Source organism: Rhodococcus sp. AQ5-07 (assembly GCF_009707305.1).
GTDB lineage: Bacteria > Actinomycetota > Actinomycetes > Mycobacteriales > Mycobacteriaceae > Rhodococcus_F > Rhodococcus_F erythropolis.
The window spans coordinates 1,770,713-1,787,917 of sequence record NZ_CP046099.1; the positions used below are offsets into that span (position 1 = coordinate 1,770,713).

Here is a 17,205-nt window from a genome sequence, read left to right on the forward strand (position 1 = left end):
GAAAAAGAGGGGGCGTCTCTCGCCTACCCTGTCATGGTGGAAGAAACGAGTGCGCCCGATTACGCCGCGTACGCCGACACCAATCGACTGAAGCTGTTTTCGTTCACGATCGCGGAAAAACGGGCCGAGTACCTCTGGGTACTTCGTGCCTTCGACCATGCTCGCGCCAACTACACCGTCCTGCTGCATGCCGGAGCCGTCGCGCAAATCCTCGAGAAGATCGGTGGATCGGATCCGGCGGCCGATCTGTCGGCAGCAGAGGTCACTCCCCTGTTGGATCAGCTCCATGTGTGGGAGATCCTCGAGCGCAGCTACGACGGAACCCGCGCGGCCACGCTGGCCGAGTACCGCAATCGCCACTTCGTCTACCAGTTCGGTCAGGCTGGATACCAGGTCTATCGATCAGTCGAAGACGTTCTCGCCGCACGCCTGGACTCGGCCTCGCTCTCGCGCCTCGCTCTGCCGGACCTGCTCGCAGATATGTCCGAACTCGCCGAGGCCAACCGAAGCTCCGACGGCGACCTGATCTTCCGCAAGCTCAAGCGCCTCGACTCGACGCTCTCCGACATGGCCGATCGAGCCGCGCACTTCTATCTGACCCTCGGGGACCTCGTACGGACCACGGAGATCACTCCGCAGGCTTTCCTCACGCACAAGGACGCTCTGCTCACGCATATGCGGGAGTTCAGCTCCGATCTGGCGCGCTACGCCCCCAAGCTCAAGGAAGCGATCGAGCACGTCGAATCCACCGGGGTCGATCGCATGATCCGCCTCGCCGCCGCCAGTGACGAACGGGTGTTCGTCCCGATCACCGAACGCGAAGACGACTGGGCTGCGCGTTGGCGAGGATTGACCGCCTGGTTCGTCTCCGCGGAATCGGGGATCAGCGAGTCCGAGCGTCTACGTGAGGGCACGATGAGCGCGATCGCCGCGGTTCTGGCGCTCCTTCGCCGCGTCACGGAAACCCGTCGCGGCGGCGTCAGCCGCGAGAGCCAGCTCCGGCACCTCGCCGGCTGGTTCGCCGCCACGCCGTCCGAAGACGCAGCTCATGCTCTGTTCCAGGCAGTGTTCGACCTCGGCCGTCCACGCCACCTCTCGATGGTGCATCCGGACGCCGACATCATTTCTCACTCACGTTCGTGGTGGGAGGCACCGCCGGTCGAGATCGCGCGAACACTCGCCGAAACCGGCCGCCCGCCCTCACCAGGATTGCCGAGCAAGGTCGCCCGCAACGACGGCAGCATCCGCCGCCTACGCGAAGAGCAGTTGGCAGCGCAACGTACGCGCAGCGCCGCGGCGCAATCACTCGCGTCGAACGGCGTCTATCAGCGTGAACTCAACGAGCAGGAGACCGAAGTTTTGCTGAGTCTGCTCAATGCAGCACTGACCGCGCGTGTTCCGGTGGTGGGACGCGTCAAGAGTTCCACCGGTAGTGAGAACGGGGTGAAGCTGACGCTCAGTCCCTCGGACGGTTCGACCACCATCAAGACCGCCCGCGGGCGTATGCACCTCGACGGCATCGAGGTCAGTGTTCGATGAGAGCTCGCGAGATCACGCCCCTTGCCCTCGACTCGTATCAACGCGCGGCGCGGGTGATCCTGTCCAACCACCTGATCACCTCGACGTACCCGGATCGAATTGCGTTGCCGCTCTTGCGCCGTTGGGCCACCGAGCTGCGTGACGACCTACTCGAACTGTTCGGCTATCGCCTCGAGGTGACGGAGACCACCGCGCGCCTGTTCACGGTGTCGGATCGACTCAACCCGTCGGCACCGGCCCGAACTGCCTCCGAGCGAACCTTCGATCGCACCCGTTACGCCTACCTGGCATTGTGCCTGGCCGCGTTGGGCCGCGCCGGGAACCAGATCACGTTGTCGGAGTTGGCGGATCACGTCGCGGCCGATGCTGCACAAGTCGACGGCGTCGAACTCTCCACCGATCGTGCGTCGGACCGCGACGCCTTCGTCGACGCAGTGGGCTGGCTCGGCGTCAGAGGCGCCATCGCCCTCGCCGACGGTGACGCAAACGGCTGGGCGTCCAATCCCGAAGCGGGAGAAGCGCTCTACGACATCGACCGTTCCGTCGTCGTAGCCCTGTTCCGTCCGCCGCGCGCCCTGCAGCACCTCCACTCCATCCGCGGACTCCTGGCCGCCGACACCTCGAGCGCTGCCGAGGACGACGGAATTCCCGTGGACGCGAAAGAGATCGGACGCCGAGTGCGTCGGGCTCTCGTCGAGCGGCCGGTCGTACTGGCCGGTGAACTCGATCAGCACGAATTGATCGCCTTGGCGCAGCCCAAGACCGCGTCGGAAGTCGAACTACTGACGGGGTTGGTGGCCGAGCGTCGCGCCGAGGGAATCGCGATGATCGATCCCACCGGTCGCCTCTCCGACGTCCGCTTCCCGAGCACTGGAACGATCGCCCAGGTAGCGCTACTCCTCGCCGGCGAGATTGCCGACCGCGTACTCGACGTCGACGCTCCGGAGCTGCCGAAACTTCCGATCCCGCACGTGTCGGACGATCACCTGATCGAACAACTCGATGCCGCCATCCCCGAGGCCGGGATCTTCGAGGACCTCGCCGACGAGGACGACGATTTCGTGCTGCCCGCCGGCGAACCGGCCGAGCCCCCGGAACCCGTCACGTACCCGATGATCGACGACGACTGGCTCGCCGACAAGGTCACCGAGTTGGTGGACCAGTTCGGTCGCACGTTTGCAGCGCAATGGCAGGCCGATCACAACGGGCTGCGCAAGCAGGCGCTCGGGTTGCTGCAACGTCTGCGCCTGACGCATGCGGTCGACGGCGGCGTACTGGTGTTGCCCGTCCTTGCCCGGTACCGCGACGTCGTGGTCTCCGTACGCGAACGCGATCCTCAGATCGACTTCGCGGTAGACAACTCCGCACCGGATCCGGTCGACGAATTCGGCCCCGAATCTTCCACCAACGGCGAACTATCAGAGGTAGAGAACGTATGAGCAACGCCCGCTTCCGACCTACTCGGGCTGGAATCATCAACCTCTGGGATTACCGAGACCAGGAGTTCTCGTTCGCCGACGGTCGACTGGTCCTACGAGGGCCAAACGGATCCGGTAAGACCAAGGCCCTCGAGGTCTTGTTCCCGTTCGTTTTCGACGGCCGCATCGAACCGCGGCGCCTCAACCCCTTCGCCGGTGAAGAGCGCACGATGAAGTCCAACCTTCTCTACCGGGGCCAGGACAGCGCGCACTCCTACGTGTGGATGGAGTTCTGCCGCGGCTCCCTCGAAGATCCCGAGTCGGTGACCGTGGGAATCGGCATGCGGGCAACCCGCACCAACGACAAGGTCACCCGCTGGTACTTCGTCGCCGACGGCCGCGTCGGAGTCGACTTCTCGCTGATCGGCAACGACGATCGTCCTCTCACCAAGAAGCAGTTGGCCGAACAACTCGGCAGCGATTCCATCACCGACCGTCCCCTCGACTACCGCACCGCGATCGACGCGCGAATGTTCGGTCTCGGAGTGCAGCGCTACGACCAGCTGATCAATCTCATTCTCACGCTTCGCCGTCCCCAGCTCGCGAAGAACCTTGATCCGAAGGGCCTTTCGCAAGCGCTCACCGACGGCCTCCGTCCACTCGACGACCAACTCGTCCTCGAAGCTGCACGTTCGTTCAGCGATATGGAAGAGGTCGGCCGCGCGCTCGAGGGGCTCGCAGCCGCCGATCAGGCAGCGCAGAGTTTCATCGGCGTCTACACCAAGTACCTGCGTCAGCAGTCGCGCGGAGAGATCGAACAGGTCAGCACCCGCCTCGCAGCAGTCACCAGAGGCGTTGCCGCCATGGACGAGTCGTCGCTCGCCCAGACCCGCAGCCGTGAAGCCCGGGCAGCAGCCGAGGAGCGCTTCAACCAGGCCGAGCAGGCACTCGAGAACGCGCGCGCCAATGTCGAGGCGTTGCAACGCTCGAGCGCCTACGAAGGCAAACAGCAACTCGACGATCTCGCTCAGGCCGTTTCGACGCTCAAGCTCTCGACCGAGCAACAGGCAGACAAGTCGAGGAAGGCGCAGGCTGCACTCGCGCAGCGCGGCGACGAAGCCGACAAGGCTGCATCGTCGGTCAAGCGTGCAGCCGAGGCACTCTCACGTGCCGAGGACGAACTGCAGGCAGCCGCCGAGGACGCCGGCATCGTCTGGACTCCCCTGCCCGACGGCTCACGCAGCGACCAGATCACCGCAGCAGTGCGTGGCCATGCCGAGGAGCGTGACGGCGACGTACGCGTAGTCCGCACTGCGCTCGCGACCGTCGAGAAGGCCGCTACCGAACGAACCCGGGCCGAAAACAGCTCGCGCCGTGGACAAGAGCTGCTCGAAGCGTCCAAGGCCGCTGTGCTCGAAGGCGAAGCTGCCGTGGAACTCGCACGCAGTCAGTGCGCCAGTGGGCTGCGCGCGTGGTGGACCGATCACTCCTCCCTGTTTTCGGCTGTCGGCGCCGACACCTCGCTGTTCGAGGCTCTCGACGCGGCGCTCGCCGAGGTCGGCGACGAGGACGCTCCGGCGCTGTCCGCAGTTCTCACCGAGCACACCGAGGCAGGCACCGAGACGCTGCGCGAGCGACGTCGTGAGGCCGAAGCTGAAATATCTGCATCACACGCCTCCATCGCAGCTCTGAAATCCGAGCGCAAGGCCGTCTCGGCGGAACACGACGATGCTCCGCCGGCCTTCCACGCACGGACCGACAACCGCAGTGATCTGGGTGGGGCACCGCTGTGGCAGCTGGTGCGCTTCGCCGATTCAGTCGAACCAGACGTGGCTACGGGAATCGAATCCGCACTCCAGGCGGCAAATCTGCTGGACGGCTGGGTCTGCCCCGACGAAACGATTCCCGATCACGTCAGTGAGCAGTTCCTGACCGCTCTGCCGGTCAAGCAGCGCCCGAAGGGACGAACGCTGGCCGACGTCCTCGAGGTCGAAGGCAATGCCGACGTACCCGACGCTCGGGTACAGGACATTCTCGCGTCGATCAGTCTCGTCGAGGCACCGGGCGACTCCGATGCCAGCGTCGCGATCGGCGTCGACGGGCGCTTCTGGCAGGGCGTCGCGCGTGGCCGGCACGTCAAGGCCGACGCCGAGTACATCGGCACGACAGCGCGGGCGCGTCGACGCGAAGCTCGGATCACCGAGATCGACGCGGCTCTGGAAGAACTTGCCGCGGCAGTCGATGCAGCCAAGGCACTGGTGACGCAGACCAACGAGCAGCTGAGCCGAATCAACTCTGCGGCAAAGGAATTGCCGAAGACAGGGTCGATCCTCCGCGCACTCAAAACTGTCACCGAATCCGCCGGTGCACTCCGCACTCGCTCGGAGGCCACGGAAACAGCGCAACGCGAACTCGATGCGGCGATCGCCGATCTCGCGGCGAAGGAAAAGCAACTCCGGGCGACGGCGTCGCAGCACCGGACCCCGCATATCGGCCGTGAACTCGACTCCCTCGCGGCGGCGATCCGTCATTTCGAGAAGCAGGGCGAACTGGCGCTGCGCTGCCGACGCGAACATGCCAAGGAAGTCGAACTCGAACGCGAGTCTCGCGACCGTCTCGACGAATCACGCGCCAATGCGGAGGAATTCGCCGAGGAAGCCGCCATCGCCGAGGAGAGTCTGCTTCAGCAGGTCCAGCGCCTCGAGACACTGCGCGACACCCTCGGGGCCAGCGCCGAGCAGATCGACCTCGACCTGGCAAAAGCCCGCGCGAAGATCGAAGAATGCAAGGTCGAACAGCGTGCTGCGCGAAAGGCGTACGACGCTGCGGTACTCCAGATCGGCACGGCAGAGGGTGCGTACAACACCGCCGTCGAGACGTTGCGCCACACCCTGACCGAAACCCGCAGTGATGCAGAGCGACTCGCACCCTATGCTCGCCCGGACCTTCTCGAGTTGTTGGGCGTCAAGGAACATCTGAGCTGGCCGGCAAGTTCAGCGGCGTGGATGAGCCCCGATCAGTTGGTCTACCGCATCCAGAACGAAGACCGCAGCGAGGACGCGGCCCACCCGCCCGTCCTCCCCGAAGACGTCGACAAGTTGTACCGAGCGCTCGAGGCTGCGACCTCGGCGGTACGCGTCACCGACGGAGCCCGCAAGGCAACCCGCACGGCACTGACCTCGGCGTTGCAGGACTTCGACGCCCAACTCGCAGCGGCCGGACAGGACTACCGCCTGCAGTGGGATGCACCGGACGGACTGACCGTCGTACGAGTGCAGGACGATCAGGGCTATTCGTCGATCGGTGAATTCGCAACGCGGATCCACGATGCTCGTGGCGATCAGGAGCAGTTGCTCACCGAATCCGAGCGTCGCATTCTCGAAGATGCCCTGCTGACCGGATTGGCTCAGCAGATCCACGAGCGCACGGTCGATGCACGCGTGTTGATCGCACAGATGGGCACGGAGATGCGTGAGCGTCGGATGTCCTCGGGCAACACCATCGGCGTTCACTGGGTGCTCGCCGACAACCTCGACGACAGCTCGCGGGCGATCTCCAAGCTGCTGGATCGAGACGCGTCGGCCCTCGGCGTCGATGAACTGGCTACTCTGCGAGCTCATTTCGCGACCCAGATCCGTACCGCCCGCGCGGCGCACCCCGAACGCTCGTACCCGGAAATCCTGTCCTCGGCGCTCGACTACAGGCAGTGGCGCGTGTTCTCGTTCACCCTCATCAGCGGTGAGGGCAAGGAAGACCGCCTTACCGTCGCGCGGCACAGCGCACTGTCCGGTGGCGAGCAGTCGGTTTCGCTGCACCTTCCTTTGTTCGCCGCGGCGCACGTCATGTTGGACTCGGCCGACCCGCACGCCCCACGTCTGCTGGCACTGGACGAGGCCTTCGCCGGTGTCGACGACAACGGACGCAGCGAGCTGCTCGGCTTGAGCGTTCAGTTCGACCTGGATCTCTTCATGACCGGCTACGACCTGTGGATCACGTACGCAGACGTCCCCGGCTGTGCGCACTACGACCTCGCGCACTCCACGGCCGAACAAGCTGTCAGCGCCGCGCTGCTGGTGTGGTCGAACGGTGAGCTGCTCGCCGAGCACGACGGAACGGATCTGGCGCGGGCATTGGGCTCGCCGCTACGGCGCCGGGTGCCGACACCAGCCGAAGGTGCGTTGGACTACGCCTAGAAACTGCTGTGCGCCTTTATTAACCGCCCGGGGTTAATAAAGGCGCACAGCAGGGATTCAGCGAAGCGAAATACCCAGTAGGGCGTCGACGGCATCGGCGAACTCGCCGGGTGCCTGCGTGTCGGATCCGCCGCCCTCGATGGCGCGGCGTGCCCAACCGTCGAGCGCGTCGAGCGCCTTCGGAGTGTCGAGATCGTCGGCCAAATGCTGACGCAAACGCGCAACAGTGTCGGTGGCTGACGGCGCGGAATCGAGAGCCGCTGCCTCGCGCCATACCTTCAGACGCGACTGAGCATCCTCGAGGACCTGATCGGTCCACGCGCGATCCTGGCGGTAGTGGCCGGAGAGCAATCCGAGACGAATTGCTGCGGGATCGACCCCTTCACCGCGCAGTTTCGAGACGAAGACGAGGTTTCCGCGACTCTTCGACATCTTCTCGCCGTCGAGGCCGATCATGCCGGTGTGCACGTAGTGCCGCGCGAAACGGCGATCACCCGTTGCCGATTCGGCATGTGCTGCCGAGAACTCGTGGTGCGGGAAGATCAGGTCGCTGCCACCGCCCTGGACGTCGAAGCCGGAGCCGATGCGGTTGAGCGCAATGGCCGCGCACTCGATGTGCCAACCGGGGCGTCCCGGTCCGAAGGGCGACGGCCAAGAAGGCTCGCCCGCACGCTCCGCCCGCCAGACGAGTGCGTCGAGCGGATTGCGCTTTCCGACGCGATCGGGATCTCCGCCACGTTCGGCAAAGAACTTCTCCATCGTCGCGCGGTCGTAGCCCGACTCGTAGCCGAACTGCTCGGTCGCGTCGGCGCGGAAGTAGACGTCGGGGAACTCCGCGTCGTCGACGATGTACGCGGCGCCGGACGCCACGAATTTCTCCACCAACTCGACTACTTCGTTCACCGATTCGACGGCGCCGATGTAGTCCTTCGGCGGAAGCACGCGCAGCGCTTCCATGTCCTCCCGGAAGAGCGCGGTCTCACGCATGCCGAGGACGATCCAGTCCTCGCCGTCGCGATTGGCGCGCTCGAACAGCGGGTCGTCCACGTCGGTCACGTTCTGGACGTAATGGACGTCGTGTCCGGCGTCGCGCCAGATGCGGTTCACGAGGTCGAACGTGAGGTAGGTGGCCGCGTGACCGAGGTGGGTGGCGTCGTACGGGGTGATGCCGCAGACGTACATCGTCGCTTTCTTGCCCGGGGTGACGGGGCGAACCTGACGGTCGGCTGTGTCGTACAGCCGCAACGGCGGCCCCTGACCGGGAACGGACGGGAGTGCGGTATCGGACCAAGACTGCATGCTGCCGAGCCTAGTGGAGACTGCTCTGAGGCTGGGAAGGTGCTGGCTGATCCTGCTCCGGTTCGGGCATCGACGCGAGCTTGCTCGGCCACCAGATCTTCTGACCGATGTCGTAGGTCAGGGCCGGGACCAGCAAGGATCGGACGATCAGAGCGTCGAGCAGGACACCGAACGCCACGATGAACGCGATCTGCGCGAGGAACAACAGCGGGATCACCGCCAACGCCGAGAAGGTTGCTGCCAGAACAACTCCGGCAGACGTGATCACCCCGCCGGTCACGGTGAGTCCCCGCAGCGCACCCGCCCGAGTGCCGATCTTCAGCGCTTCCTCACGCACCCTCGTCATGAGGAAGATGTTGTAGTCGATTCCCAGAGCCACGAGGAACACGAACGCAAACAGCGGGACCACTGGATCCGCGCCGGGGAACCCGAAGACGTGGTCGAACACCAGCGACGAAATGCCCAGTGTCGCAGCAAACGAGAGCACAACGGTGCCCATGAGAAGCAGCGGTGCGAGAAGCGAACGCAGCAACAGGGAGAGAATCACGAACACCACGATGATCACCACGGGAATGATGAGTGTCCGGTCCCGTGTCGAGGTGGTCTTCGTGTCGAGGTCGGTCGCAGTGACGCCACCGACCAACGCGTCGGCGCCGTCCACGGAGTGAACTGCATCACGTAGTCGCACGATGGTGTCTTCGGCCTCGAGTGAGTCGGCAGCGTCAGTCAACGTCGCCTGCAGGGAGACTCGTCCGTCGACAACCAGTGGGGCTCCCCCGTTCTGCACGACGCTTACGTCGCTGACGCCCTCCACGCGACTGGCTGCCGCGACGGCGTCCACCTGATCAGCATTCGCGATGACCACGGCCGGGGAACCCGAACCCGCGTCGAAGTGCTCGCCGAGAATCTCCTGGCCTGCAACCGAATCGACGTCGAGCAAGAAGATGTCGGACGAAGAGACACCGCTGGCTTTGAACTGCGGGATCATCAGCGCGAAGATCACAAGCACCAGCGTCGACGCCACCCAGAAGCGGCGCGGGTGCCGTCCGATTCGAGCAGCGAGCCCGGCCCAGAACCGGTGATCGTTCGCCTCGTCGTGGTGCTCGCGGTCGGCGTCGAACTTCGGCTTGGTCGGCCAGTACGCAGTCCGCCCGAACAGAACGAGGACAGCGGGTAGGAACGTCATCGATGCGAGGAAGGACGCGGCGATACCGATGGCGGCCACCGGACCGAGTCCGCGGTTCGAGTTCAGGTCGGAGAGCAACAGGCACAGAACGCCCGCGATGACCGTTCCGGCAGATGCCGCGACGGGTTCGAGCGTCGCGCGCCACGCAGTCCGCATTGCTGCGTACTTGTCCTTCTCGATCCGCAATTCTTCCCGGTAGCGAGAGACCAGAAGCAGCGCGTAGTCGGTGGCGGCACCGAACACGAGGATGAACAGGATGCCCTGGCTCTGACCGTTCAGTGCGATGACGTCCGCGTCGGCGAGCAGATACACGAGCAAGCTCGACAATCCGAGTGCGAAGATCGCCGAAAAGATCACCACGAACGGCAGGATCGGACTCCGGTAGACGATGATCAGGATCAGGATCACGACGGATCCGGCTACCAACAACAGCAGTCCGTCGATACCGGCGAATGCTGCCGACAGATCCGCAACCTGCCCAGCGGGGCCGGTGACCTTGACTGTCAGTCCGTCAGGGCTCGACTCCAGCGCCGCGCGCAGCGCTTTCACGCTGTCCTTGACCTCGAGGGTGCTGTCGACCGGCAGGAACATCTGCAACGCCTGGCCGTCGGCCGACGGGATCGGCGGCGATGACGCGTCACCGAATCCCTCGGTACCGACAAACGAATCGACGGTCTGGGACAGGAAGGTGGAGTCGGTGGGCTCGAGGCCACCTGGTCGTTCCGCCACGACGATGGCCGGCACGAAGCGGGTGTCCGTGAAGCTCTCTTGAAGCTTTGCCACCTCGGTGGCTTCGGCCGACGCCGGCAGGAACGACGTGTTGTCGTTCTGCTGCACGGTGCTGAGCTTTCCGGCGAACGGGCCGCCGAATCCTCCGATTGCCAGCCAGCCGATCACAAGGAGAGCTGGCACAATCCATCGAAGGCGACGAACAGGACGATTTTGTACTGGTGTGCTCACTGGGTCTCCAGGGATCGGCAGCAGAGAGGACTTGCCGACTATTTTGTTCAGCATGCTGAGTAATTGCAAACGGAAGGCAAAAACATGAGCAGCGACGGCCTGGACGACTGGCCAACCGGCCGGCTGTTGTCCACCGCTGCGCGCCTGGTAGAGCACTCGTGGGAGAAGGTTCTGCGGTCTCAGGACATGACGCACGCGGGCCTGATCGTGCTCCACTCGATCGCCGGTGGGGCGGCATCTCAACGCGACATCGCGAAGAACGCCCGCGTCACCGATCAAACGATGAGCCGCACGATCGACCGTCTCGAACGAGCGGGTTACGTCACGCGTGACACCGATCCGCGGGACGAGCGCCGGCGCGTGATCGCGATAACCGACGCCGGAAGACTGACGTACGAGCGACTACTGACGCTCGAGAAGGAAGATGCGGCGTTGACCGTCGGCGTCGGGGACGTCGCCGCGCTGCGCGAACAACTACTGCGATTGGTTCGCTCACCCGGGTTGAAGACGGCAACTCGCGAACAGCAGGAAACGTCTCGAGACTAGAAAGCCGGCCAGGGAATCGTTCGATGGCCGTTCGGTTCGGGCATTACCGCGGACTCGGCGAACTGCATCGCCCGGACCGCCAAGGCCACGATTTCCTCTTCGGTGATCAGTTCGGACAACTCGTCCCCGAGATCTCCATCGAGAGTTGTCGCGAATTCGGCGACGTCGGCGATCAAAGCACCGGGTACGGGCTGCCCCGCCCACCCCCACAACACAGTCCGCAGCTTGTTCTCCGAGTGAAGACAGATTCCGTGATCAACGCCGTACACCGAGCCGTCGACGCCTTCGAGGGCGTGACCACCTTTGCGGTCGGCGTTGTTGATGAGGACGTCCAGAACGGCCATTCGCTGCAGCCGTGGATCGTCCGCATGGATCAGAGAGACTGGTTCGCCCTCCGAGTCGAAGGCCTGCAGGACCTCGAACCACCCTGGCGGAACATTGCCGGGACTGCACAGGTCGACCATCTCGAGTCCGCCAGATCCATCCGCGCGGCGATCGACGGTGTCAATCCAGCGCTGCACCATGCCTGTCCCGAAAGGGCCGTCCCGCAACACTGTTCGCGGAATCACTCCCCAGCCCAGCGCCTCGGACACGCGGTACGACGCAACCTCACGCCCGGCCAGAGTGCCGTCCGGGAAATCCCACAGTGGGCGTTCACCCCGCACCGGTTTGTAGACCACACGGGTGGACTGCTCCCCCAGAGTCGACTCGCACACCAGCGTGGCGTTGCTTGCCGTGGTTATCTGGCCGATCAGGGTCAGATCTCCCTCGAGCAGAACGTCCGGCATTCCAGGTTCGGACACGACGTCAGACCTCGTCGTCGTCTGCGTCGTCGATCGCAAAACCGAAGGACTCGCCGCGCCGGTATCCGTTGGTTCGGATGCACACGTGCCCCTCGGGCGCCAGCGGCTCACCACACAGAGGGCATGGCGCGCGTCCCGCCGCGATGACGCGTTCGGATCGGAGCGAGAATTCGCGCGCTTGTTCCGGGGTCAGGAACACACGGACCGCGTCCGGACCGTCGTCGGCGTCGTCGAGGACAACCGATTCGTCGAACTCCGTCTCGCTGACGGCAAGCAACTCCACGACGACCGCACCGGCATCGGCGTCCCAACCGAGCCCCATCGTGCCGACCCGGAACTCCGCGTCGAGCGGTGTGACCAGCGGGCTGAGATCGGAGACATCGTCGGCCTGCGGCGGAACCTCGGTTCCGAAGCGTCGATGTACCTCTTCGAGGAGAAGGCCCATGCGATCGGCGAGGACCTGAACCTGCTGCTTCTCGAGCAGCACACTCACCACCCGTGAATCGTGCACGGCTTGGAGATAGAAAGACCTGTCACCGGGCTCGCCCACCGTTCCTGCGACAAATCGGTCAGGAGTGCGAAATACGTGAATCGCGCGCGACATTGCACCTCCTCGAGTTCGAGCAGAACATCACTGAATACCCATTATCCGTCACAGCTCACGCACCGACCTCTCCGCCGGGTACGGACTCCTGCGCGGGAGCCGAACCGTTGGTCGCGGTCTTCGCTGCACTGATCGCTGCGAGAACGTCTCCGGTGTCGTTGACTCGAAGAACGAACGGCAGTGTGGCCGTGTAGCGAATCACGCTGACCGAGGCCGGCTCGGCGACGATCCGCTGGAACGAATCGAGGTGCATCGCAAACGCGTCGGCGAGAACCGATTTGATGACGTCACCGTGTGTGCAGGCGATCCAGACGACGTCCTTGCCGTGTTCTTCGGCCAGCCGTGCATCGTGCTCTCGGATCGCGGCAACGGCTCGCGCCTGTACCTGGGCCAGCCCTTCACCGCCGGGAAAGACTGCGCCGGAAGCGTGGCGCTGCACCACTTTCCAGAGCGGTTCTTCCAACAGCTCCTTGAGCGGGCGACCCGTCCAGTCGCCGTAATCGACCTCGATCAGGCGATCCTCGACCACCGGCGTCAGACCACGGTCGACGGCAATGGGGCCGACCGTCTGCTCGCACCGCAACAGCGGCGAGCGGACGATCTCCGCGATGTCCAGACCGACCAGCCGATCGACGACGCCTTCGGCCTGTTTCCGGCCGTGGTCGTCGAGTTCCACACCCGGCGTTCGACCGGCCAAGGTATGGGCAGTGTTGGACGTCGACCGCCCGTGCCGCAGTAGGACAACTGTCATTCCACAACCCTAATGGGGCGGTGGCCGCACGGACGGGTGGTCGACGTCGAAACGGGCTCTATGTCGCGGACACGACCCCTGTGGCCAGCAGCGCAAGGACGACTACGCCGAGAGCGATTCTGTATCCCACGAACCAGTACATGGAGTGATCGACAACAAATCGAAGCAGCCAGGCGATCGCTGCGTAACCGACCGCGAAGGCGATGACGGTTGCCACCAGCAACTGCGGACCGCTCGCGTTCAGACCCTCACCGGCCGGCTCGAAGGCATCCGGGAGGCTGAACAAACCGGAGGCGAGAACCGCCGGGATCGCCAGCAGGAACGAGTAACGAGCTGCGGCCTCACGGGTGAGTCCGAGGAAAAGACCGGCACTGATCGTGCCACCCGAACGTGAGACACCCGGGATGAGCGCGAGCGCCTGAGCCGAACCCATGATGATGCCGTCGCGCGCTGTGAGCGATTCGATCGGGCGCGTCTTGCGTCCGTAGTACTCGGCAGCGGCGATGACGAGCGCGAACACGATCAACATCGTGGCAATCAGCCACAGATTGCGTGCGCCGGTACGGATCTGGTCTTTGAACAGAAACCCGAGGATGCCGACCGGAATGGTACCGATGATGACGTACCAGCCCATCCGGTAATCGAGATCGCCCCGGTGCTCGGCATTGAACACACCCCGAAACCAGGCAGTGATGATCCTCACGATGTCGCGCGCGAAGTAGATCAACACAGCTAGTTCGGTGCCGAGCTGCGTCACCGCGGTGAACGACGCACCGGCGTCACTGCCGAAGAATATCTCCGACACGATTCGCAAATGTCCGGAAGACGAGATGGGCAAGAACTCGGTCAATCCCTGCACGAGGCCCAGGATCACGGCCTGGAGCCAGGTCATCGCTTCGCCCATCACTCACCGATCCCGGCTGATTCGAATGGGGTTACTGCACACAGGTTTCGTGTGTCGGGTTCACGTTTCACCGGCGCCACGCTACCGGGGCCCACGACGCCGCGCCGCGCCCGGCACGTCCGTGTCCGAATACCCCGACTCGAGGCGAGCGCCTACTAGTCTGCACGTGGTGAGATCTCTCGGGTGCCGCACTTGCGCACACGAGTCGGGCGCGAGATGCAGGCGGTTATGAAGCACAGATCTGTCGGAACGAGCGGACTTCGGGTCTCGCGACTTGGGCTCGGCACACTGACATGGGGACGCGACACGGACGGCGACGAGGCTGCGGCGCAGCTGCTCGCCTTCGCCGAGGCCGGCGGAACCTTGGTCGACACCTCGCCCGCATACGGCGCCGGTGCGGCGCAACGGATCCTCGCCGAGTTGCTCGACGACGTCGTTCCACGTGACGAACTCATCATCAGCTCGAGCGCCGGCATCGATCCCACTCCGATCGGCACCGACCGCGTCGACTGCTCGCGGCGCGGATTGCTCCGCCAGCTCGACGCGACTCTTCGTGAACTCGGAACCGACTTCCTCGACATGTGGCAGGTCGCAACCTGGGATCCGCTCACGCCCGTCGACGAGGTTGCAGCAACCCTCGACTACGCGGTCTCGAGCGGCAAGGTGCGGTATGTGGGCGTGCGCGGCTACCTCGGCTGGCAGCTCGCGACGGCCGTCGGAGCCGGTGGCGCAACAACACTCGCCGCGACGCAGGCCGAGTACTCGTTGCTCGCGCGCGGCGTCGAGGAAGAATTGTTCGCAGCGGCGGCCCACCACGGCGTCGGAGTGTTCGCCGCAGTACCCCTGGCGGGCGGTGTTCTGACCGGCAAGTACCGCGACGGCATTCCCGTCGATTCCCGCGGCGCCGACGAAGCACATTCGCAAGATGTACAGAGCTATCTGACCGATTCCTCGATCCGGGTGGTCGACGCCGTCGTTACCGCCGCCGACGGTCTGGGTACTTCCCCACTGGCGGTGGCACTGGCCTGGGCGCGCGATCGCGCCGGGGTGGCCAGCGCCGTCGTCGGCACGCGGGATCTCGCCCAGTTGACAGGAGTACTGGCAACCGAAGAATTGGAACTTCCGAAAGCGATTGCCGCGGCTCTCGACGATGTGAGCGCTTGATCTGTCCCGCTGATCGAAATACCGAAGGTATCGTGTTGGCGAGGGCAGGCTAACCTAGTAGGCAACGCTTGACTACAGCCTCAGGAGAATCAATGACCACGCTCGACGTAGACAGCCTTTCCGCAGACGCAGGCCCCGCCTTCTCCGAACGAATCAAGACCGAGACGGACGCAGCACACCGCGAGACGGAGCAGTCCCGATTCGTAGGCGCGCTTCTCGGCGGTGAGCTGACCACGGCTGGCTACGCCGCTCTTCTGGGACAGACGTACCTCGTCTACACGAGCCTCGAAGAGGCCGGCCGCACACACGCCGACAACGAGTTGGTCGCTCCGTTCCTGTCCGAGGATCTGTTGCGGGTGGCTTCGCTCGAAGCCGATCTCGAGTTCCTCGGCGGACCGAACTGGCGCGACGAACTCGTGGCCTTGCCGGCAACCGAGCGTTACATCGCCCGCCTGAAGGAAGTGGCGTTCGACTGGCCCGCCGGCTTCGTCGCACATCACTACCTGCGATACATGGGTGACCTCTCGGGCGGACAGATCATCCGCCGGATGCTCGAGCGCGCCTACGGATTCGAGACCGACGGACTTCGCTTCTACATCTTCGAAGGCATCCCCAAGCCGAAGCCTTTCAAGGACGACTACCGCTCGAATCTGGATGCGCTGCAAATTCCGGCCGAAGAACAGCAGCGTTTCATCGACGAGGTGAATCTGGCGTACCGCCTCAACGGTGACCTGTTCGCCGACCTCGAAGGCGACATCGAGAGCTACCTCGTCAAATGATGAAGCGCTTGGCCGCGGCGGCACTGGTCGCAGCAGCCGGTTTCGGTCTGGTGGCTTGCGGATCCAGCGACAACTCCACGACATCTCAGGGTGCCCGGACCGCAGTACTCGAAGATTCCAGCCCGGTTCCCGTGTCCGACAACCCGACCGCAACGCTGCCCGTGACGGTGAAGAGCTTCGACGGCGTCGACGTGACCATCACCGACAACAGCCGGATCGTTGCGGCCGACCGCTACGGGACGCTCGCAACGACAACGGTGGCGCTCGGTCTCGGTGACAACCTTGTCGGCCGCGACACCGCCGCCAAGTTCCCCGCGGTCGCGGACGTACCGGTTGTCACGGTCGGCGGCCAATCGCTCAATACCGAAGCCATCCTCGATTTGAATCCCACCGTGGTTCTCACTGACACGAGCATCGGGCCCAAGAGCGTCCAGGATCAGTTGCGCGCCGCCGGTGTTCCCGTGGTGTTCTTCGACCCGACCCGAACCCTCGAAGGTGTGCCGGGGCAGATCCAAGCAGTCGCCGACGCGCTCGGCGTTCCGGCCCAGGGCGCAGCGCTGATCGATCGAACCGAATCGGAGATCGCTGCTGCGCGCGATCTGGTTCCCAACGACGGCGATCCACTGAAGATCGCGTTCCTCTACATGCGCGGATCGGCCATCACCATGATCGGCGGTGAAGGTTCGGGTGCCGATTCCTTGATCGAGGCCCTCGGCGCCACAGATGCGGGTACCGCCTCGGGCATCACACAACAGTTCGTACCCATCACCAGCGAAGCGCTCATCGCCGCAGCGCCTGACGCCCTGCTGATGATGACGGACGGATTGGCATCGATCGGCGGAATCGACGGCCTCGAAAAGGTCCCTGGCATCGCTCAGACGCCGGCCGGAAAGAACAAACGAGTAGTCGACATGGAGGACGGTGTCCTGCTCAGCTTCGGGCCGAACACCGGACGCGTCATGGCGGCACTCGCCGAAGCGATCTACGAGCCCGGTGGATCGTGAGCAAAGATTTGTGAGTGCTGATTCGTGAGTACAGAAACAGGTAGTTCCGAAGCAG

General features: G+C 64.4%; 13 protein-coding genes. 7 read left to right on the top strand and 6 right to left on the bottom strand.

The window, feature by feature from the left end; genetic code table 11:
• Positions 1 to 33: 33 nt before the first annotated feature.
• The 3 genes from GJB56_RS08230 to GJB56_RS08240 are packed head-to-tail and all read left to right on the top strand — an operon-like array spanning position 34 to position 7,150.
• The gene (locus GJB56_RS08230) at positions 34 to 1,539 is read left to right on the top strand and encodes a TIGR02677 family protein (protein ID WP_019748531.1); all 1,506 of its coding nucleotides are present in this window, start codon (positions 34 to 36) and stop codon (positions 1,537 to 1,539) included.
• The gene (locus tag GJB56_RS08235) at positions 1,536 to 2,978 is read left to right on the top strand and encodes a TIGR02678 family protein (RefSeq protein ID WP_113684314.1); all 1,443 of its coding nucleotides are present in this window, start codon (positions 1,536 to 1,538) and stop codon (positions 2,976 to 2,978) included. The genes GJB56_RS08230 and GJB56_RS08235 overlap by 4 nt, the downstream gene beginning before the upstream one ends.
• Complete coding sequence (locus GJB56_RS08240; protein WP_047888143.1) at positions 2,975 to 7,150, top strand: TIGR02680 family protein; 4,176 nt, start codon at positions 2,975 to 2,977, stop codon at positions 7,148 to 7,150. The genes GJB56_RS08235 and GJB56_RS08240 overlap by 4 nt, the downstream gene beginning before the upstream one ends.
• A gap of 57 nt (positions 7,151 to 7,207) precedes the next feature.
• On the opposite strand, the gene mshC is transcribed toward GJB56_RS08240, so the two are convergent.
• Positions 7,208 to 8,449, bottom strand: coding sequence for a cysteine--1-D-myo-inosityl 2-amino-2-deoxy-alpha-D-glucopyranoside ligase (gene mshC, locus GJB56_RS08245; RefSeq protein WP_047888142.1), 1,242 nt, complete (start codon positions 8,447 to 8,449; stop codon positions 7,208 to 7,210).
• Between the two features lie 10 nt (positions 8,450 to 8,459).
• The gene (locus tag GJB56_RS08250) at positions 8,460 to 10,649 is read right to left on the bottom strand and encodes an MMPL family transporter (protein WP_230091156.1); all 2,190 of its coding nucleotides are present in this window, start codon (positions 10,647 to 10,649) and stop codon (positions 8,460 to 8,462) included.
• Between the two features lie 30 nt (positions 10,650 to 10,679).
• On the opposite strand from GJB56_RS08250, the gene GJB56_RS08255 reads away from it, so the two are divergent.
• On the top strand, positions 10,680 to 11,141 hold the full coding sequence (locus GJB56_RS08255) for a MarR family winged helix-turn-helix transcriptional regulator (protein ID WP_003946187.1): 462 nt from the start codon (positions 10,680 to 10,682) through the stop codon (positions 11,139 to 11,141).
• Here GJB56_RS08255 and GJB56_RS08260 read toward each other — a convergent pair.
• Genes GJB56_RS08260 through GJB56_RS08275 form a run of 4 tightly spaced genes read right to left on the bottom strand, consistent with a single transcriptional unit; the run spans position 11,138 to position 14,203 of the window.
• Positions 11,138 to 11,929, bottom strand: coding sequence for an SCO1664 family protein (locus GJB56_RS08260; protein ID WP_020907822.1), 792 nt, complete (start codon positions 11,927 to 11,929; stop codon positions 11,138 to 11,140). The two genes, GJB56_RS08255 and GJB56_RS08260, sit on opposite strands and share 4 nt — an antisense overlap.
• A gap of 19 nt (positions 11,930 to 11,948) precedes the next feature.
• Positions 11,949 to 12,548: a DUF3090 domain-containing protein gene (locus GJB56_RS08265; RefSeq protein WP_019748537.1), complete on the bottom strand. Its 600-nt coding sequence runs from the start codon at positions 12,546 to 12,548 to the stop codon at positions 11,949 to 11,951.
• A gap of 55 nt (positions 12,549 to 12,603) precedes the next feature.
• Positions 12,604 to 13,299, bottom strand: a complete 696-nt coding sequence (locus GJB56_RS08270; RefSeq protein ID WP_019748538.1) for a histidine phosphatase family protein — start codon at positions 13,297 to 13,299, stop codon at positions 12,604 to 12,606.
• A 58-nt stretch (positions 13,300 to 13,357) separates the two neighbouring features.
• Positions 13,358 to 14,203, bottom strand: coding sequence for an undecaprenyl-diphosphate phosphatase (locus GJB56_RS08275; RefSeq protein ID WP_019748539.1), 846 nt, complete (start codon positions 14,201 to 14,203; stop codon positions 13,358 to 13,360).
• A gap of 228 nt (positions 14,204 to 14,431) precedes the next feature.
• Between GJB56_RS08275 and GJB56_RS08280 the strand changes: the two genes are divergently transcribed.
• The 3 genes from GJB56_RS08280 to GJB56_RS08290 all read left to right on the top strand — a co-directional run bounded on the left by GJB56_RS08280 (position 14,432) and on the right by GJB56_RS08290 (position 17,150).
• On the top strand, positions 14,432 to 15,367 hold the full coding sequence (locus GJB56_RS08280) for an aldo/keto reductase (RefSeq protein WP_003946175.1): 936 nt from the start codon (positions 14,432 to 14,434) through the stop codon (positions 15,365 to 15,367).
• A 92-nt stretch (positions 15,368 to 15,459) separates the two neighbouring features.
• Positions 15,460 to 16,146, top strand: a complete 687-nt coding sequence (locus GJB56_RS08285) for a biliverdin-producing heme oxygenase (RefSeq protein WP_003946162.1) — start codon at positions 15,460 to 15,462, stop codon at positions 16,144 to 16,146.
• Entirely contained in the window at positions 16,143 to 17,150 is a 1,008-nt protein-coding gene (locus tag GJB56_RS08290) for a heme/hemin ABC transporter substrate-binding protein (protein WP_019748542.1), read from the top strand. Before GJB56_RS08285 ends, GJB56_RS08290 begins: the two co-directional genes overlap by 4 nt.
• The last annotated feature ends 55 nt before the right edge of the window (positions 17,151 to 17,205 follow it).